This is a genomic window from Comamonas aquatica NBRC 14918 (assembly GCF_000739875.1).
In the GTDB taxonomy this organism is placed as follows: domain Bacteria; phylum Pseudomonadota; class Gammaproteobacteria; order Burkholderiales; family Burkholderiaceae_C; genus Comamonas; species Comamonas aquatica.
Genome location: NZ_BBJR01000044.1, coordinates 16,578 through 35,346, shown reverse-complemented (window position 1 = coordinate 35,346; position 18,769 = coordinate 16,578). Strand labels below are relative to the sequence as shown.

15 protein-coding genes are annotated in these 18,769 nt (G+C 66.3%); 8 read left to right on the top strand and 7 right to left on the bottom strand.

The window, feature by feature from the left end; all coding sequences use genetic code 11:
- Positions 1 to 137: 137 nt before the first annotated feature.
- A complete protein-coding gene (gene purL, locus CA2_RS09860) occupies positions 138 to 4,148 on the top strand; it encodes a phosphoribosylformylglycinamidine synthase (protein WP_042416089.1) in 4,011 nt (1,336 codons plus the stop codon).
- A gap of 82 nt (positions 4,149 to 4,230) precedes the next feature.
- Here the strand turns inward: purL and CA2_RS18015 are convergent, their stop codons facing one another.
- Entirely contained in the window at positions 4,231 to 4,377 is a 147-nt protein-coding gene (locus CA2_RS18015; protein WP_156106008.1) for a hypothetical protein, read from the bottom strand.
- A gap of 177 nt (positions 4,378 to 4,554) precedes the next feature.
- Here CA2_RS18015 and CA2_RS09855 point away from each other — a divergent pair, with 177 nt between their 5' ends.
- From CA2_RS09855 to CA2_RS09840, 4 genes are all read left to right on the top strand, one after another.
- The gene (locus CA2_RS09855; protein ID WP_042416086.1) at positions 4,555 to 5,427 is read left to right on the top strand and encodes a rhodanese-like domain-containing protein; all 873 of its coding nucleotides are present in this window, start codon (positions 4,555 to 4,557) and stop codon (positions 5,425 to 5,427) included.
- 102 nt (positions 5,428 to 5,529) lie between these two features.
- Complete coding sequence (locus tag CA2_RS09850; protein ID WP_042416083.1) at positions 5,530 to 6,537, top strand: DUF808 domain-containing protein; 1,008 nt, start codon at positions 5,530 to 5,532, stop codon at positions 6,535 to 6,537.
- Positions 6,538 to 6,733: 196 nt separating this feature from the next.
- Positions 6,734 to 7,345 (top strand): OmpW/AlkL family protein, encoded by a 612-nt coding sequence (locus tag CA2_RS09845; RefSeq protein WP_042416080.1) that lies wholly within the window; start codon positions 6,734 to 6,736, stop codon positions 7,343 to 7,345.
- A gap of 140 nt (positions 7,346 to 7,485) precedes the next feature.
- The gene (locus tag CA2_RS09840; protein ID WP_081888942.1) at positions 7,486 to 8,202 is read left to right on the top strand and encodes a LysR family transcriptional regulator substrate-binding protein; all 717 of its coding nucleotides are present in this window, start codon (positions 7,486 to 7,488) and stop codon (positions 8,200 to 8,202) included.
- 10 nt (positions 8,203 to 8,212) lie between these two features.
- Here the strand turns inward: CA2_RS09840 and CA2_RS09835 are convergent, their stop codons facing one another.
- The 6 genes from CA2_RS09835 to CA2_RS09815 form a co-directional block, all read right to left on the bottom strand.
- Complete coding sequence (locus tag CA2_RS09835; RefSeq protein WP_042416077.1) at positions 8,213 to 9,490, bottom strand: O-acetylhomoserine aminocarboxypropyltransferase/cysteine synthase family protein; 1,278 nt, start codon at positions 9,488 to 9,490, stop codon at positions 8,213 to 8,215.
- A gap of 303 nt (positions 9,491 to 9,793) precedes the next feature.
- Positions 9,794 to 11,440 (bottom strand): methyl-accepting chemotaxis protein, encoded by a 1,647-nt coding sequence (locus CA2_RS18745; protein ID WP_081888941.1) that lies wholly within the window; start codon positions 11,438 to 11,440, stop codon positions 9,794 to 9,796.
- Positions 11,441 to 11,903: 463 nt separating this feature from the next.
- The gene (locus CA2_RS18260; protein ID WP_162858919.1) at positions 11,904 to 12,071 is read right to left on the bottom strand and encodes a hypothetical protein; all 168 of its coding nucleotides are present in this window, start codon (positions 12,069 to 12,071) and stop codon (positions 11,904 to 11,906) included.
- Positions 12,072 to 12,088: 17 nt separating this feature from the next.
- Complete coding sequence (locus CA2_RS09825; RefSeq protein ID WP_042416074.1) at positions 12,089 to 13,186, bottom strand: YeeE/YedE thiosulfate transporter family protein; 1,098 nt, start codon at positions 13,184 to 13,186, stop codon at positions 12,089 to 12,091.
- A gap of 127 nt (positions 13,187 to 13,313) precedes the next feature.
- The gene (locus tag CA2_RS09820; protein ID WP_042416071.1) at positions 13,314 to 14,261 is read right to left on the bottom strand and encodes a sulfurtransferase; all 948 of its coding nucleotides are present in this window, start codon (positions 14,259 to 14,261) and stop codon (positions 13,314 to 13,316) included.
- Positions 14,262 to 14,367: 106 nt separating this feature from the next.
- Entirely contained in the window at positions 14,368 to 15,288 is a 921-nt protein-coding gene (locus CA2_RS09815) for a LysR family transcriptional regulator (protein WP_042416069.1), read from the bottom strand.
- Positions 15,289 to 15,489: 201 nt separating this feature from the next.
- On the opposite strand from CA2_RS09815, the gene CA2_RS09810 reads away from it, so the two are divergent.
- Genes CA2_RS09810 through CA2_RS09800 form a run of 3 tightly spaced genes read left to right on the top strand, consistent with a single transcriptional unit; the run spans position 15,490 to position 18,723 of the window.
- A complete protein-coding gene (locus CA2_RS09810) occupies positions 15,490 to 16,713 on the top strand; it encodes a CaiB/BaiF CoA transferase family protein (protein ID WP_042416066.1) in 1,224 nt (407 codons plus the stop codon).
- Positions 16,710 to 17,687: a hydroxymethylglutaryl-CoA lyase gene (locus tag CA2_RS09805; protein WP_042416062.1), complete on the top strand. Its 978-nt coding sequence runs from the start codon at positions 16,710 to 16,712 to the stop codon at positions 17,685 to 17,687. The genes CA2_RS09810 and CA2_RS09805 overlap by 4 nt, the downstream gene beginning before the upstream one ends.
- A gap of 55 nt (positions 17,688 to 17,742) precedes the next feature.
- On the top strand, positions 17,743 to 18,723 hold the full coding sequence (locus tag CA2_RS09800) for a Bug family tripartite tricarboxylate transporter substrate binding protein (RefSeq protein WP_042416060.1): 981 nt from the start codon (positions 17,743 to 17,745) through the stop codon (positions 18,721 to 18,723).
- The last annotated feature ends 46 nt before the right edge of the window (positions 18,724 to 18,769 follow it).

Genomic DNA, 18,769 nt, shown 5'->3' with positions numbered 1-18,769 from the left:
CCCTGCTCATATTGCTTTCCATATATAGGGTATTCGACCCGGTAAAATCGCCACTCTCTCAATTCAGCGTCCCTGCCTTGGTGCTTGTCCTCAGGGCGGGACGCTTTTGACCAGCCTTCACATAAACAGGCCGCCTCGTGACCTTGCATTTGACTCAGTTTGAGGGTGGAAACGCCCTGAGCTCGTTCCGCGCCCAGCAACTCCTGACCGATCTGGTCGCCATCCACCCCAAGATCACGGGCATCAGCGCCCGATTTGTGCACCTGGTTGCCACCGAGGCCGCCCCGACCGCCGAGCAAGCTCAGCGTCTGGCGGCCTTGTTGACGTATGGCGACCCGTATGTCGGCGGCAGCGACGGCGTGGCCCTGGTCGTCACCCCGCGCCTGGGCACCATCTCGCCCTGGGCCTCCAAGGCCACCGACATCGCGCGCAACTGCGGCCTGGAGGTGTTCCGCGTCGAACGCATGACCGAGTACCGCGTGGAGGTGAAGTCCGGTCTGCTGGGTGGCAAGCCCGAGCTGTCGCAAGCGCAGACCGCGCAGATCGCGGCCTTGCTGCACGACCGCATGACCGAATCGGTCTTCGCCACCCGTGCCGAAGCCGAGCAGCTGTTCTCCACCCTGCAGGCCCAGCCCATGGAGTTCGTGGACGTGCTGGGCGGTGGCCGCGCGGCGCTGGAAACCGCGAACAAGCAGTGGGGCCTGGCCCTGGCCGACGACGAGATCGAGTACCTGGTCAACGCTTTCAATGACCTCAAGCGCAACCCCACGGACGTGGAGCTGATGATGTTTGCGCAGGCCAATTCCGAGCACTGCCGCCACAAAATCTTCAACGCCAAGTTCACCATCGACGGTGTAGAGCAGGACAGGTCGCTGTTCGGCATGATCCGCAACACCGAAGCCGTCTCTCCCCAGCACACCGTGGTGGCGTACTCCGACAACGCCTCCATCATGGAAGGCCATGTGGTCGAGCGCTTCGTGGCCCAATTCGATGCCAAGGCAGGCACAGTCAGCGCGCCCAGCTATCAAAAGAAGGTCGCGACCAACCATGTGCTGATGAAGGTGGAAACGCACAACCACCCCACGGCCATCTCGCCCTTCCCCGGTGCCTCGACCGGTGCCGGCGGCGAAATCCGTGACGAAGGCGCGACCGGCCGTGGCTCCAAGCCCAAGGCCGGCCTGACCGGCTTCACCGTCTCCAAGCTGTGGGGCAGCGAAGTCGGCAAGCCCGAGCACATTGCCAGCCCGCTGCAGATCATGATCGAAGGCCCCCTGGGTGGCGCGGCGTTCAACAACGAGTTCGGCCGCCCCAACCTGACCGGCTATTTCCGCGAGTACGAGCAGCAGGTCGGCGACATCACCCGTGGCTACCACAAGCCCATCATGATCGCCGGCGGCCTGGGCGTGATCGACGCCGAGCTGACCAAGAAGATCGAATTCCCCGCTGGCACGCTGCTGATCCAGCTGGGCGGCCCCGGCATGCGCATCGGCATGGGCGGTGGTGCGGCCAGCTCCATGGCTTCGGGCACGAACGCGGCGGAACTGGACTTCGACTCGGTGCAGCGCGGCAACCCCGAGATCGAGCGCCGGGCGCAGGAAGTCATCAACCACTGCTGGGCGCAGGGCACCGAGAACCCCATCCTGGCCATCCACGACGTGGGCGCCGGCGGTATCTCCAACGCCTTCCCCGAGCTGACCAACGACGCCGGCCGTGGCGCGCGCTTTGACCTGCGCGCTGTGAAGCTGGAAGAGTCGGGCCTGTCGCCCAAGGAAATCTGGTCCAACGAATCGCAAGAGCGCTACGTGCTGGCCATCGCGCCCGAATCGCTGGCCCAGTTCACCGCCTTCTGCGAGCGCGAGCGCTGCCCGTTCGCCGTGATCGGTGTGGCCACCGAAGAGCGCCAGCTGGTGCTGGAAGACACAGCGGTCGAGTCCGGCGACCAGAAGTTCCCCGTGGACATGCCCATGAACGTGCTGTTGGGCAAGCCGCCCAAGATGCACAAGGACGTGACCAGCGTGGAACGCACGCTGCCCGCGATGGACCTGACCGGCGTGGCGCTGGAGCAGGCCGTGATCGACGTGCTGGCCCACCCCACCGTGGCGTCCAAGCGCTTCCTGATCACCATCGGCGACCGCGCCGTGGGCGGCCTGACCCACCGCGACCAGATGGTCGGCCCCTGGCAGGTGCCGGTGGCCGACGTGGCCGTGACCCTGGCCGACTACCAGGGCTTCAAGGGCGAAGCCATGGCCATGGGCGAGCGCACGCCGCTGGCCGCCATCAACGCCCCGGCCTCGGGCCGCATGGCCGTGGCCGAAGCCATCACCAACATGCTGGCCGCGCCGATTGAGTTGCCCAAGGTCAAGATGTCGGCCAACTGGATGGCCGCCTGCGGGGAAGCCGGTGAAGACGCCGCGCTGTACGCCACCGTCAAGGCCGTAGGCATGGAGCTGTGCCCCGCGCTGAACATCTCGATTCCCGTGGGCAAGGACAGCCTGTCCATGCGCACGCAGTGGAACGAGAACGGCGTGACCAAAAAGGTCACCTCGCCCGTGAGCCTGATCATCACCGGCTTTGCCGCGATTGACGACGTACGCACCACGCTGACCCCGCAGCTGGACGCCGAGGTGGAGGACAGCACCCTGGTGCTGATCGACCTGGGCCGCGGCAAGATGCGCATGGGCGGCTCCATCATCGGCCAGGTGCTGAACCAGTCGGGCAACGAGACGCCCGACCTGGATGACGCCAAGGATCTGATCGCCTTGGTCGATGCAGTGAACGCACTGCGCGCCAAGGGCCTGATCCTGGCCTACCACGACAAGGGCGACGGCGGCCTGCTGGCCACTGTGGCCGAGATGGCCTTTGCCGGCCATGTGGGCGTGGCGCTGAACGTGGACATGCTGATCACCGAAGGCGACGGCATCAGCGACAGTCGCATGGACAGTGGCGAGGGCAAGAACTGGGGCAAGCAGGTGGCCGGCCGCCGCGAGGACCTGACGCTGCGCGCGCTGTTCAACGAAGAGCTGGGCGTGGTGCTGCAGATCAAGACCGAAGACCGCGCCGAAGTCATGCACGTGCTGCGCGAGCACGGCCTGATCCAGTGCAGCCACACCATCGGCAAGACCCGCCCCGCATCGTCCCCCGTGGACGCCGGTAAGGGCGAGCTGCAGGTCTGGCGCGATGCACAAAAGGTGTTTGGCGCGACATTAAGCGACCTGCACCAGGTCTGGGACGCCGTGAGCTGGAAGATCTGCCAGCAGCGCGACAACCCCGTGTGTGCTGACAGCGAGCACGCCGCCGCCGGTGAGCCCACCGACCCCGGCATGCACGTGCACCTGACGTTCGACCCCCAGGACAACGTGGCGGCGCCCTTCATCAATGTGGCTGCCAAGCCCCGCGTGGCCGTGCTGCGCGAGCAGGGCGTGAACTCGCACGTGGAAATGGCCTACGCCTTCACCGAAGCCGGTTTCGACGCCTTCGACGTGCACATGAGCGACCTGCAAGCCGGTCGTGCAGAGTTGAAGAACTTTGCCGGTGTGGTCGCCTGTGGCGGTTTCAGCTACGGCGACACCCTGGGCGCTGGCATTGGCTGGGCGCGTTCCATCACCTTCAACGACCGCCTGTCCGAGCAGTTCCAGGCCTTCTTTGGCCGCCAGGACACCTTCGGTCTGGGCGTGTGCAACGGCTGCCAGATGTTTGCCGAGCTGGCCGACATCATCCCCGGCGCACAGGACTGGCCACGCTTCACGCAGAACCAGAGCAACCGCTTCGAGGCGCGCCTGTCCATGGTGGAAGTGCTGGAGTCGCCCTCCATCTTCCTGCAGGGCATGGCCGGTTCGCGCCTGCCGATCGCCGTGGCACACGGCGAGGGCTACGCCAACTTCCAGTTCCGTGGGAATGCAGACCAAGTCGTGAAGGCCATGCGCTATGTGGACAACCACGGCCAGCCGACCGAGCAGTATCCGTTCAATCCCAACGGCTCGGCCGGTGGCCTGACGGCAGTGACCACGGCCGATGGCCGCTTCACGGCCATGATGCCCCACCCCGAGCGCGTGTTCCGCAACGTGCAGATGAGCTGGACCTCGGGCGACAAGTCCGCCTTCAGCCCCTGGATGCGCGTCTGGCGCAACGCCCGCAAGTGGTTGGGTTGATGGCCACCGCAAGCTGCTAGGCAGCTTGCGCGCTTGGCACACAAGCCTCTGCGCAGGCAGGGCCTTTTTTATGGACACTGAATCAAAAAAAGAGCGTGCTGCGCTGGTCATTCAAGCACTTCAAGCCTGAATGGCGTTGAACAGCAGATTGGGGCAGCGCAAGCCGCTCTCTTTTTTTAAATTGCAAACCGGGCAATACCGGACCCAGCCAGCGCAGCAGGGCCAGCATGCCTGCCAACACATCGCTGGGCGGGCTGCCGGCGGCGCAGCACGGAGTGGCGGCCTGGTGCAGGCCCAGCCATGTTCACGGCGGCGATGCGGTGGCGCGGGCCCGGCGCCCCTCTATGATGGCGGCCACAGCGCAGGCGCAGTCTTCGTGCCCGCGGGTTCTTCTTTCACCATGTGTATGCAAACCTCTTCTTCCTGGGTCCTGAAGGCGTTGGCCTTGTCGTCCGTGCTGCTCACTTCAGGCTGTGCCTATGTCCAAGGCTGGTATGGCGGCGGCAAGAGCACGGCCACCACCACCGTGGCCAAGGCGGCACCGGCGCAGCCCCTGTACGCCCCCGTGCGCCATTACGCGGGTGACATCAGCGCGGCCCGGGCCTATGTGGGCACGCAACTGCCGGCCAGCCAGCGCATGGCGCTGATCGATGTGCGCGATGCCACGGAATACCGCCTGGGCCACCCCGAGGGGGCGCGCCACCTGCCGTTTCCGCGCCTGTACCAGCAGTGCCAGCCCCACCCGTTTGGGGCGGCCGAGGCACAGATCCGTTCGGACGATGGCAGCCAATGCCGCTATGGCGTGGTGCCGGGCACCGAGGTGCGCGTCAGCGCGGCGGACTTCTGGCAGGCCGTGCAGGCGGTGCTGCCGTACAAGGATGCCCCAGTGGCCGTGCTGTGCCGCACGGGCGCCTGCGCGGCCGAGGCGGCCAATGTGCTGGCGCGGCCCGACCTGCTGGTCGATCAGCGCTGGGCCGGCCAGGGCTATACCGAGGTGTATGTGATCCGCGAAGGCTTTGTCGGCGAACCGCTGGTGGCCGTGGATGCCGCCAGTGGCCGCGTGCTCAGCACGGACAAGAAGGGCGACAAGCTCAAGCTGGATGGCGTGGGCGGCAGCTTCTACGGCGTGGCGCCGGTGGCGCTGGACGTCAACAAGGACGGCAAGCTCACCGAGGCCGACCGGGGCGGCTGGCGCAACTTCCTGGGCCTGCCGTATGCGGTCAGCATGCACCCCAACCTGCTGAGCGACGCGGCCCAGGCGTATTACGACAAGCCCTGAGTCCCGCAGCCGCCCGGCTGTGGCAGGGCGGCTGCCATGTTTTGAAGATTCACGTCATGCCGCGCAAGCAAGCGTGCTGCGGACATTCACCAAGGAGTCGAGATGGCCGGTGCTGGACTGTTGATGCTGCTGGATGACATTGCCGCCGTGTTGGACGAGGTGGCTCTGATGAGCAAGGTGGCCGCGCGCAAATCGGCCGCCATGGCCGACGACGTGGCGGGCATGACCAAGGTGGCCATGCAAAAGACCGCGGGCGTGCTGGGCGATGACCTGGCCCTGAACGCCGAGCAGGTGACCGGCGTGCGCACCCACCGCGAACTGCCCGTGGTCTGGGGCGTGGCCAAGGGATCGCTGCTCAACAAGGTGATCCTGGTGCCTGCCTTCTTGCTGATCAGCGCCTTCATGCCCTGGCTGATCACCCCGTTGCTGATGGTGGGCGGCGCCTTCCTGTGCTTTGAAGGGGTGGAGAAGATCTTGCACACCCTGCACCAGCGCCGCAACGGCCACGATCCCGTGCAGGAGGCCCAGGAAGCCCAGGCCCAGGGCGTGGCGCAGTCCTCGGTGCGTGAGGCCAAGCAGCGTGGCATGGACGCCGCAGACTATGAGCAGCAAAAGATCAAAGGTGCCATCCGCACGGACTTCATCCTCTCGGCCGAAATCCTGGCGATTGCGCTGAGCACCGTGGCCAACGAGCCGTTGGTCAAGCAGTTCAGCGTGCTGGTGGCGGTGTCGCTGGCCATCACTGTGTTCGTGTATGGCCTGGTGGCCTGCATTGTGCGCATGGACGATGTTGGCAACGCCTGGATGTCCAAGGACCGTGCCAGCCTGCAGGCCCTGGGCCGCGGCCTGATTGCCTTCACCCCCTGGTTGATGAAGGGCTTGTCGATCGTGGGCACGGCGGCCATGTTCCTGGTGGGCGGCAGCCTGCTGGTGCACGGCCTGCGGCCGATCCAGGCCTGGCTGGATGCCAGCATTGCCCCGCTGGGTGGCGTCGTGGCCTTGCTGGTGCCGCTGCTGGTCCATGTCGGGGTGGGCGCCTTCATTGGCGGGGTGATCGTCGTGCTGGTGCAAGCGGTGCAGCGCCTGCGCGGCACCGTGGATGCGCGCTAGCCCTGCGCATGGGTATGGGAGTGGGAGTGGGAGTGGGAGTGTTGCTGTGGCAGGGTTTGTTGCTCAATTCCAACATTTCAGCAAACTCTGAAATCGTGCTGGTGGCCGGGTTGACCTAAGGCAAACCCGAGGGTGGGGCGCAGTGATGCAATGGCTTTCACGGGGGTTGTCCCCGGACTTTGACCAAACACCTACTATGAAAAAGACTCTGCTGGCCGTGGCCGCTCTGTGTGCAATGACTTCCGGTGCTGCCATGGCGCAGCAGCAAGATGGCAAGTGGCAAGTGCGCGTGCGCGCTGTGAACCTGGACGCAGCAAACAAGGGTGCTGCTGCCGATGCGTTGAAGCTGACGGTCAACGACAAGGTGATTCCTGAGTTCGACATCAGCTACTACTTCACCCCCAACTTCGCCGCCGAACTGATCCTGACCTATCCCCAAAAGCACAATGTGCGTGCGGGCGGCGCCAAGATCGGTAGCCTGAAGCACCTGCCTCCCACCCTGCTGGCCCAGTACCACTTCACCAACTTTGGCGCTTTCAAGCCTTACGTGGGTGCTGGTATCAACTACACACGTTTTTCCAGCGTGAAAGACAACGGTGCTGCTGGCGCTCCTTGGGATGTGAAGCGCAACAGCTGGGGCGGCGCTTTGCAAGTGGGCTTTGACTATGCGCTGGACAAGAACTGGTCGCTGAACTTCGACGTGAAGAAGGTGTACATCGATACCGACGTATCGGTGAATGGTGCCAACATGGGCAAGTTCAAGGTCGATCCTCTGCTGGTTGGCGTGGGCGTTGGCTACCGCTTCTAAATTTCCTGCTCTCTCCAAGGGCTTCCAACCGCTGCCATGGCAGCGGTTTTTTTATGCCCGCAACCCCGGGGCATTAGAGCGACGCCATCAGGGCGTGGGCCATCAGGCGCAAACCGCTCAGCACCCACTAGGTCGCAGATGTGCCGGCGCAAGGCCATCGGCGACACCTGCAGTGCCAGGCCAGCAGGGGCTCGGTGCACATTGGCTGCGCCACGGCGGCCAGTTTGTTCATCATACCGCGCGTGATGGAGCAATTGCTGGCCAGTGCGATGAAGATCACGGTCCATGTGCACGAGGGTGAAACCGGCTATCTGCTCCAGCGCCTGCGCGAGCGCAGCCTGGACCTGGTCATCTGCCGCAGCCAGTTGGCGGCGCCGGAGCTGCAGAACCATGAGGTGATGAACGAACCCTTGCGGGTGGCCTTGCCGCCGCAGCATCCCTTGTGCGGGCAGGCCCAGATTGCCTTGGGGGCGTTGCGCGCAGAGCGCTTTTTGCTGCACAGCGCGCTGCTGGGCACCGGCATTTCGGACATGCTGCTGCGCGCCTGCCAGGAAGCCGGGTTCACGCCGGAAGTGGCCTACTGGGGGGTGGAAACCTTGCCCATGCTGCTGATGGTGCAAAAAGGCCTGGGCGTGGCCTTTGCCCCCGACAGCTTTGCCCAGTTGGGCATGCAGGGCCTGCCTGTGCTGGTGCCGCTGGCCGATGCCAAGCTGCGCACGCACCTGAACATGATCTGGCCGCGCGGCCATGCGCTGCCCCCGGCGGCAGAGCGGCTCAAGGAGCTCATCCTGGCGCAATGCCTGCCGCCGCCCACCTGCGCACAGGCCAAGGGCCCTGCACAGGTGCCTGGGGCCTGAACCCCAGTCCTCAGACCTGGGCCAGGGCCTGGTCCAGGTCGGCCAGCAGGTCGTCGATGTGCTCGATGCCCACGGACAGGCGCACCATGCCTTCGGTCACACCGGCCTTGGCCAGTTCGGCCGCGTCCAACTGGCGGTGCGTGGTGGAAGCCGGGTGCGTGGCCAGCGACTTGGCATCGCCAATGTTCACCAGGCGCGTGAACAGCTGCAGGGCATCGAGGAAGCGCGTACCGGCCGCGCGGCCTTCTGTGCCCTTGAGGCTGAACGACAGGATGCCCGAGGCGCGGCCGCCCGACTGCTTTTGCACGATGGCGTGGTCCGGGTGGTCCTTGAGGCCGGCATAGCGCACCCATTCCACCTTGGGGTGGTTTTGCAGGGTTTCGGCAATCTTTTGCGTGTTCTCGCAGATGCGGTCCATGCGCAGGGCCAGGGTTTCAATGCCTTGCAGGATCTGGAAAGCGTTTTGCGGCGAGATGGCCGCGCCCATGTTGCGCAGCGGCACCACGCGCGCGCGGCCGATGAAGGCCGCAGGGCCCAGGGCTTCGGTGTAGACCACACCGTGGTAGCTGACGTCGGGCTCGTTCAGGCGCTTGAAGCGGGCCTTGTGCTCGGCCCAGGGGAACTTACCGCTGTCCACGATGGCGCCGCCCACGCTGGTCCCGTGGCCGCCCAGGTACTTGGTCAGCGAGTGCACGACGATGTCGGCACCAAATTCAAACGGGCGCAGCAGGTAGGGGCTGGGCACGGTGTTGTCCACGATCAGCGGCACGCCATGCGCATGGGCCACATCGGCCAGCGCGCGGATGTCGGTGACATTGCCCAGCGGGTTGCCGATGGACTCAATGAACACCGCCTTGGTCTTGGCGTCGATCAGCGCGCCGAAGCTGGCTGGGTCGCGCGGATCGGCAAAGCGCACCTCGATGCCTTGCTGCGGGAAGGTGTGGGCAAACAGGTTGTAGGTACCGCCGTAGAGCGTGCTGGCGCTGACGATATTGTCGCCCGCTTCGGCCAGGGTCTGGATGGCGGCGGTGATGGCGGCCATGCCCGAGGCCACGGCCAGCGCGGCAATGCCGCCTTCCAGCGCCGCGACGCGCTTTTCCAGCACGTCGGTGGTGGGGTTCATGATGCGGGTGTAGATGTTGCCCGGCACCTTCAGATCGAACAGGTCGGCGCCATGCTGCGCGCTGTCGAAGGCATAAGCCACCGTCTGGTAGATGGGGACGGCCACGGCCTTGGTGGTGGGGTCGGGGCTGTAGCCGGCATGGACGGCCAGGGTTTCAATGCGCATGACAAGGGTCTCCGGGTTCAATCGTTGTAGAAGGTGCAACGATTGTGGAGAAGAACCCTGGCGGCGCCAACTACGCATCCGTGATGTGCTTATGCCGCCAGCGGTGCGTGCGCAGCAGCGGCCGGATGTGCTTTGAAATTGAGAGCTGTCAGCGCTTGCTGCACCAGCGTCATCGGCACTTTGGGTGCTGAAGCTGCGCGCACGCTGTGGCCTGGTGGGCGCGGTGCCTGCGCAACACGGCAGGGTGCGGCGGGCGGGGAGGGGGGCCGCACAGCCGGGCGGTTGTGCGGGAGGGGTGGGGGCTCAGTTCAGCAGCGCAGGCTCGTTCTGGGGCTGCGATTCGGCGGCCAGCTGACGGGCTGGTGCAGCCTGGCTGGTGGGCGCCAGCTTGGGCGCCACCGCCGCGAAGCGCGCCGAGGTGCCGGTGCCGGTCTTGAAGACGGCCACCAGCTGGTTCAGCTCGGCCGCCTGCATGTTCAGGCTGCTGGCGGCGGCGGCGCTTTCCTCGACCAGGGCAGCGTTCTGCTGGGTCACCTGGTCCAGCTGGGCAATCGCATCGCTGACCTGGCTGGTGCCCTGGCTTTGCTCGTTGCTGGCGTTGCTGATTTCCTGGATCAGCGTGGCCACGCTCTGCACCTGGCGAACGACCTCGTTGATGGTCTGGCCCGTAGTGTCCACCAGGCGCGTGCCTTCGTTGACCTGGTTCACGCTTTGCTGGATCAGTTGCTTGATTTCCTTGGCGGCTTCGGCGCTGCGGCCGGCCAGGGAACGCACCTCACCGGCCACCACGGCAAAGCCACGGCCTTGCTCGCCGGCACGCGCGGCTTCCACCGCCGCGTTCAGCGCCAGGATGTTGGTCTGGAAGGCGATGCCGTCGATCACGCCGATGATGTCGGCAATCTTGCGCGAGCTGGCCGCGATGGTTTCCATGGTCTGGGTGACCTGTTCCATGGCCTGGCCGCCTGCGTTGGCGCTTTGTGCGGCACCGCGCGCCAGCTGGGTGGCCTGCTGGGCGTTGTCGGTGTTGTGGCGCACGGTGGAGGTCAGCTCTTCCATACTGGCGGCAGTCTGCTGCAGGTTGCTGGCCTGCTCTTCGGTGCGCTGCGACAGGTCGTTGTTGCCGGTGGAGATCTGGTTGGCGCCGGTGGCAATCGATTCGCTGCTTTCGCGGATGCGGTTCACGATGCCGATCAGGTTGCCGTTCATGGTCTGCAGGGCCAGCATCAGGCGGCCCAGCTCGTCCTTGGACGTGACCTGGATGCTGGAGCTCAGATCGCCCTGGGCCACAGTCTCGGCCACTTGCACGGCACGGTCCAGGCTGCGGGTGATGGTGCGGATCAGCAGGGTGGCGCCGGCCAGGGCCAGCACCAGCACGATGGCGGCCGTCACGCCGGCGGCAATCACGGCCTGGCGCAGGCTGGACTGGGCCTCGTTGTAGGCGCTCTGGGCCTGCGCTTCCTGCATCGCCGACAGCTGCTGCAAGGCCGCGGCCAGGGGGCTCACGCTGGGGAACAGGCGGTATTCGATGAAGGAGCCCAGCGAGTCGTGGTCCTGGCGCTCGAACAGGCGCAGCACGTCGTCAATGCGCGGGGTGATGGCGTCCAGCAGCACGCCCACGCGGTCGGACAGTTCCTTTTCCTCGGGGGTGAGCACCGTGGACAGGTAGGCCTGCCAGGCCGCCTCGGCGTTCTTCTTCACCTCGGTCAGCTGTTCCTTGCCCGAATCGGCCAGGATCTGCTGGTTGTAGACCTTGTTGGTGATTTCCACCAGCTTGATGCCATAGCCGTCCGAGATCTGCTTGAGCTCCTTCATCGGCACAACCTCGTTGCTGTAGATGCTGGACAGGTGTTGATTGCTCTTGAAGAGCTGATAGCCCAGCATGCCGGTCATGGCCGCTGTCAACAGCAAAAGGCCCGCGACGAGGGACCACAGCTTGCCCCGAATACTCATATTTCTCATTGCTTACGTGTTCCTAACCAAGGTCTTCCAGAAACTGCACATTCCTTGATGTGCACCATGGAACCTGATGCAAAGACTGTGCCCTGCGGGTTCTGTGTGACAAATTGTGGCAGATTGTTAATGGATGAGGAGACGCTCACATGACGCAACGCACGCGCTGTCGCGCCCGGGGTGCTCCTATTTGTAACTTTTCGCTTGTATCCGCTGGCGCGCACGGGCTGGGCATTTCCGTCTTCTTTTGCGCGGGGTGTGAAATCGAAATTGGCGATGGTGTGGCGGCATGGTTGAAATACGGTTAAGACCCTGCTGTATACAAGGTCTTACTGGCCGGAGTCGGAGGTGCCCACCAGGTGGCACCCTGTGGTGCCGGCATCGACGGCCCCGGTCTGTTGTGCTATTGCGGCATGAAAAAAGGCCGCATGCAGCGGCCTTGGGCAGGGTGGGCGTGCGGCGTTCAATCCGGCATGGAGCAGTGGCCGCCTTGCACGGCAACGCCGGAGCCGGCCGCGATCAGCGGGGCTTCGAAGCGCAGGTCCACGGGTTGGGAGTGGGTGTAGTCCCAGGCCAGAAAGGCCACCAGGATCACCCAGAACGCAGTGCGCAGCACGGTCGATTGGCTCATGGTCTTGTCCTCCGGGGTCAGAAGCCGAAATGGCGGCGGATGCGCAGGCCGAAGATGGTGCCGGCAAACGCCAGCGGCACCCAGATCCAGCCGTGGATGGAGCCCGTGGAGATGCCCGAGAACATGGCCCCCACATTGCAGCCAAAGGCCAGGCGCGAGCTGTAGCCCAGCACCAGGCCAGCGACCAGGGCCACGGCCCATTGCGTGCCCGTCAACGGCTTGGCGCTGGCCGGTGTGCTGGCGCTGATCCACAGGGCACCGGCCAGGATGCCGATGTTGGTGATGCTGGTCACGTCCAGCAGCACCGTCTCCTGCAGGCGCAGGGCGTTGCCGGGCTGGCTCCAGAACCAGCTGCTGCCCACGTCGACCGCGCCGGTGGCGTTGGCGACCTTGGCGGCCCACAGGCCAAAGCCGTAGACCACCCCCCAGGGCTGGCCGGCGATGACCAGGTTCAGCGTGGCCAGCACGGCCAGCAGCACGGCGCCGACCACCCATTTGCGCACGAACAGGGGCTTGGGTGCACGCCCGGCGCGGTGGTTGGCGCGCTTGCAGTACGCGCTCACGCCGGCGGCCACGGCGGCCAGACCGGCCAGGGTGGCCAGCAGGGCGGTGGGCCAGCCCCAGGCGCTCACCAGGCCCACGGGCTGGGCGCGGCCCAGGTCCAGCCACCAGCCCAGGTGCATGCTGCCCAGGAAGCTGCCGATGGCAAACACGGGCAGGATGGCGGCGTTCATGGGGATGCCCAGGCCGGCCTTGTACAGCGTGCCGCTGCCGCAGCCGTCGGCAATCTGCATGCACAGGCCGAAGACGAAGGCGCCGACGATCAGGCTGACGCTGGGTGGGCCCAGGGCGGCGGTCAGCTCGGGGAAGTGGCCCAGCAGGGGCATGGCCAGGATGGCGGCCAGGGCCAGCAGCAGCAACTGGCCGAAGACGCCGGACGGGTCCTTGTCCTCGACCAGCAGGCGCCAGCCGGTGGTGAAGCCAAAGCGCTTGCCAGCCAGCACGGCGCCCAGGCCGATGCCGACGGCAAACAGTGCGGCCTGGCGCACGGACACCGACCACAGCAGCCAGCCAAAGAACACGGCCATCAGGATGGCCAAGGGTAATCGCTTCATTCGAAGACAGCCTCTCTTGAAAAAAACAGGAGCGCTCAGCGTGCGCTGCGCTTGCACTTTCCGCTGGTTGATGTCGGAAGTGCTTGTGGAGCCAGCGCCAACTGCTCTCTTTTTATGTAGTGTGGGATCAGTTGAACTTGCGCTGCCACCACTGCTGGGTGGCGCGCATCAGCTGCTCGCCGCGGCCGGGGGCGTTCTGCAGGGCCGGGTAATCGGGCTGCTGGGTCCAGTCGACCATGGAGCCGGCGTACAGCTTGACGTGCGGCATGCCGGCCACTTCGCTCATGCCGAACCAGTCGGTCGCGGCCCAGTGGCCGGTGTTGCAAAAGGCCACGGCCCCCTGGCCGCTGGGCACCTGGATCTGCGCGGCAATCGCCTGGGCCTTGGCCTTGTCGACGAACAGCGCGGTCTTGGGCTCGAACCATTGGTTGAAGTCCAACTGCACGGCGCCGGGCAGGGTGCCGGCCAGCTTGGCGGCGGGCGCCTGGGTCTTGCCCTGGTAGAAGGCGTCGGGGCGCGAATCGACCAGCACGGCATTGCTCAGCTTGAGGCTTTGCTGCACGTCCTCGCGCGTCGACAGCCAAGTGGCATCGAACGTGGGGGCGTAGGTGCTGGGCGCCACCTGCACCGGGGTGGTCGACAGCGGCAGCTGGGCCTGCTGCCAAGCCTGCATGCCGCCGTTGACGATGGACAGCTCGGTCAGCCCCAGGGACTTGAGCGTCCAGTACACGCGGGCCATGGCGCCGAAGTCGGTGGCGTCCTTGCCGGTGGAGACCACCACGGCATGGGTGGCGGCGGTCAGTCCCAGTTTTTGTACCAGGGCGACCAGCTTGTCGTGGTCGGGCAGCTCGCCCGGGTTGGTGGCCGGGCCGCGCCACTGGCCGTAGGGCGCGTTCACGGCGCCGGGAATGTGCTGGGCGGCAAAGGCTTTGGGATCGCGGATGTCGATCACGCGCACGCCGGGTTGTTGCAGCAGGGGCGACAGGGCTTGGGGGGTGAGCAGTGGCTCAGCGGCCAGCGCCCAGCCGCTGGCACCCAGGCACAGGGAGAAGGCAATCAGCTTGGAAGAGGTCATGGCATGTGTGCCTGGAGCAGCAGGCACCCACGGAAGTGACGAAGGGCCCTATTGTCGTGGCAGCGACAGGTTGCTTGAACGAACCATCGCTTTCAAACTTATGCCGTCAGGGAATAAGGCCGGGTCCCTCCGGGGCACCCGAAGCCGGTGCGACCAGGTGGTCCACCAGGGCCCGCGCCACCGGCGGCAGCGAGGCGTAATGGCGCAGGCACAGCACCAGTTCGCGCTGGGCCCAGGGCTCGTCCAGGCGCAGGGCTTGGATCGGCAGGCTACCCTGGTAGAGCGCTGCGCTCTGGCGCGGCAGCACGCCCACGCCCAGGCCGGCGGCGACCATCAGGCACAGCGCGTCGTAGCTGGTCACCTGGATGCGCAGCTTGAGCGGCAGGTCCAGCTGCGCCGCGCTGCGGGTCAGCACGCCGTTGATGGCGCTGCCGGTGTGGGCGCCCACAAAGTCGTAGGCCAGCGCTTCGCGCATGCGCACGCGGGTCTGGGCCGTCAGCGGGTGGCCCTGGGGGGCGATCAGGATCAGCTCGTCCCGGCGGTAGGGCATGTAGGTCAGCTCGCCGCCATAGCGCCCGGCGTTGAGGATGCCGAAGTCCGCCGTGTTCTGGGCCACGGCCAGGGCGATGTCGGTGGAGATCTTTTCCTGCAGGTGGACCTGCACCTCGGGGTGCTGGGCCAGAAAGCCCTTGAGCTGGGCCGGCAGGAACTGCGTGATGGCAGAGATGTTGGCCACCATGCGCACGTGGCCGCGCATGCCGCTGCCGTACTCGCGCATCTGGCGGGCGATGCCGTCCATCTCGCCCAGCACGCTGCGCGCCAGGTCCAGCAGGGTGTAGGCCGCCGGGGTGGGGGCGATGCCGCGGTTGCTGCGCTCGAACAGGCGCACCTTGAGCTGGTTTTCCAGTTCGGCCAGGCGGCGGCTGGCGGCCGAGGTGGCGATGTGCTCGCGTACGGCGGCCCGGGCGATGGCCTGCTCTTCCATCACGGCCACAAACAGACGCAGGGAGGTGGGGTCTAGGCGCATTCCTACATTTTGCTTTGCTGTATGGGCATTGCCGATGGCCGATGTGGTGATTTTTATTAAGGGTAATTACCAGTATGAAGTGTTGCTTTGCTGAAATGCGATGGCAGTTTCGCCAATCAGCGTTTTGCACCGGGCCTGGACTTTTGCATCATGCGACGGCAGCCCGCACACGGTGCAGGGCTGCCAGCACGGAGAAAGCAGATGCAAGACAGCACGATGGCCCCCACCACCCTCCAGCCAGGCGCCCTGGCCGGGGTGCGCGTGGTGGAAATGGGACAACTGATTGCCGGCCCGTTTGCCGGCAAGACCTTGGGCGAATTCGGCGCCGAGGTCATCAAGATCGAGGCGCCCGGCGCGGGCGATCCCTTGCGCAACTGGCGCATGATCAAGGACGGCACCTCCGTGTGGTGGCAGGTGCAGTCGCGCAACAAGAAGTCGGTGGCGCTGGACCTGCGCCAGCCGCAGGGCCAGGACCTGGCGCGCCAGCTGCTGCGCGAAGCCGACGTGCTGATCGAGAACTTCCGCCCCGGCACGCTCGAGGGCTGGGGCATGTCGCCCGAGGCGCTGCATGCCATCAACCCCGGGCTGGTGATCCTGCGCATTTCCGGCTATGGCCAGACCGGGCCCTACCGTGACCTGCCGGGCTTTGGCGTGGTGGGCGAGGCCATGGGTGGCCTGCGCCACCTGACCGGCGAGCCCGGGCGGGTGCCGGTGCGTGTCGGCGTGTCCATCGGCGATACGCTGGCCGCGCTGCACGGCACGATCGGCGTGCTGACGGCGCTGTACCACCGCAAGGTCAACGGCGGTCAGGGCCAGGTGATCGACGTGGCCCTGCACGAGGCGGTGTTCAACGTCATGGAAAGCCTGGTGCCTGAGTACAGCGCTTTCGGTGCCGTGCGCGAGTCCGCCGGCAGCGCCCTGCCGGGGATTGCCCCCTCGAACGCCTACCCCTGCGCCGACGGCTGGGTGCTGGTGGCCGGCAACGGCGACAGCATCTTCAAGCGCCTGATGCAGGCGATTGGCCGCGAGGACCTGGGCCAAGCCCCCGACCTGGCCAACAACGCAGGCCGGGTGGCACGGGTGCAGGAGATCGATGCCGCCATTGGCGACTGGACCCGCTGCCGCAGTATCAGCGAGGTGCTGGACGTCCTGGCCCAGGCCCGTGTGCCGGCCGGCCGGGTGTACACCGCCAAGGACATCTGCGAAGACCCGCACTACCGGGCGCGCGACATGATCCTGCAGCAAGCCACGCGCGACGGCTACACCGTGGAGGTGCCGGGTGTCGTGCCCAAGCTGTCGGCCACCCCGGGCACGGTGCGCAGCAGTGCGCCGCACCTGGGTGATGACACGGATGCCGTGCTGGCCGGCATGGGCTTGAACGCCGCACAGATTGCGCAGTTGCGCAGCCAGGGGGTGATCCAATGAGCGGCCCCGGCGTGTGGCAAGGGGCCGGGCGGCGCCTGTTCATCCAGGAGGTCGGGCCGCGCGATGGCCTGCAGATGGAGTCGGTGTTCGTGCCCACGGCGCACAAGATCACCCTGGTCAATGCGCTGGTGGCCACCGGCATGGCCAAGGTGGAGGTGACCGCCTTTGTCTCGCCCCAGGCGATCCCGGCGCTGGCCGATGCACAGGAGGTGCTGGCCCGCACCACGCGCCGTCCGGGCACTGTGCTGACCTGCCTGGTGCCAAACGTCAAGGGCGCAGAGCGCGCGATCGCTGCCGGCGCCGACGAACTGAACCTGGTCATGTCGGCCAGCGAAACCCACAACCTGTGCAATCTGCGCATGCTGCGCGAGCAGTCCTGGGCCGGGCTGCAGGCCGTGATCGCCACCGCCCAGCAGGCGGGGGTGGCTGTCAATGTGTCGCTGTCGTGCAGCTTTGGCTGCCCGATGGAGGGCGATGTGCCGGTGGACGAGGTGTTCGCCTGGGGGCAGCGCTTTGTGGCGGCTGGCGTGCAGGGCATCACCTTGTGCGACACCACGGGCATGGCCCATCCGCGCCAGGTGCATGCCATGGTCCAGGCCTTCAAGGCGCGCTGGCCGGCCACCACGCTGACCCTGCATTTCCACGACACGCGGGGCATGGCACTGGCCAATGTGCTGGCCGCCATCGACGCCGGGGCCGACCGCTTTGATGCCTCGGTCGGTGGCCTGGGCGGCTGCCCCTACGCCCCTGGCGCCAGTGGCAACGCCTGCACCGAGGAGCTGGTGCACGCCCTGCAACTGATGGGTTATGACACCGGGGTGGACCTGGCGGCACTGACGCAGATCGCTGCCGGGCTGCCGGGCTTGCTGGGCCACGACATCCCCAGCCCCATCGTCAAGGCCGGGCCGGCGCACCAGCTGCACCCGGCACCGGCATCCCTGCCAGAAATTCGCGCCCGGGCGATGGCGCGCTAGCAGCCTGGGCAGGTCCCCTGCCCAGGCGTATGACAACAAAGAAGGAGATGAAACTATGTCGATGACTCGCAAGCAATTTGGACGTCTGGCGCTGGCCTCGGTACTGGCCACGACCGTGGCAGGCACGGCCCTGGCGCAGACGGCCTACCCCCACAAACCGATCGCCATGGTCGTGCCCGCTGCGGCAGGCGGCACCACCGACCTGGCCGCCCGCATGACCGCCCAGGCCCTGGGTCCCACGCTGGGCCAGACCCTGGTGGTCGAAAACAAGGGCGGTGGCAACGGCAACATTGCGGCCGCGCAGGTCAAGCGCGCCGAGGCCGATGGCTACACCTTGCTGATGCAGTACTCCGGTTTCCACGTGATCTCGCCGCACCTGGGCAAGTCCAGCTGGGAGCGTGACGACTTTGTGCCCGTGGCCAACGTGCTGTCGGCCCCGCAGATCGTGGTGGTGCGCGGGGACCTGCCGGTCAACACCTTGCAGGAGCTGGTGGCCTATGCCAAGGCCCACCCGATGAAGCTGAACTACGCCTCCTCGGGCAACGGCTCGCTGCAGCACGTCACCGGCGTGCAGCTGGAGCAGGCCGCTGGCATCCAGATGGTGCACGTGCCCTACAAGGGCACCGGCCCGGCGCTGCAGGACCTGCTGGGCGGCCAGGTGGACCTGACCTTCGGCACCGCACCGCCCTTCATGCCCCACATCCAGGCCGGCAAGCTGAAGGTGCTGGCCGTGACCAGCCAGGCGCGCCTGCCCAGCCTGGCGTCGGTGCCCACCACGGCCGAAGCCGGTCTGCCCGGGGTGAATGCCACGTCCTGGTTTGCGCTGTTTGCGCCGGCCAAGACGCCCGAGGCCATCGTGCGCAAGCTGGAAGGCGATGTGCGCGCCATGCTCAGCGACCCGGCGTTCCAGAAAAAGGCGCTGGACCAGGGGGCCACGGCCGACTTCATGGACAGCAAGGCACTGGGGGCCATGGTCAAGCGCGACTGGGACCTGTGGGGCAAGGTGGTCAAGGCCGCCAACATCAAGGCCGATTGATGGCCTGGGCGACCCGCCGCCGATGAAAAAAGGGCATCCTCGGATG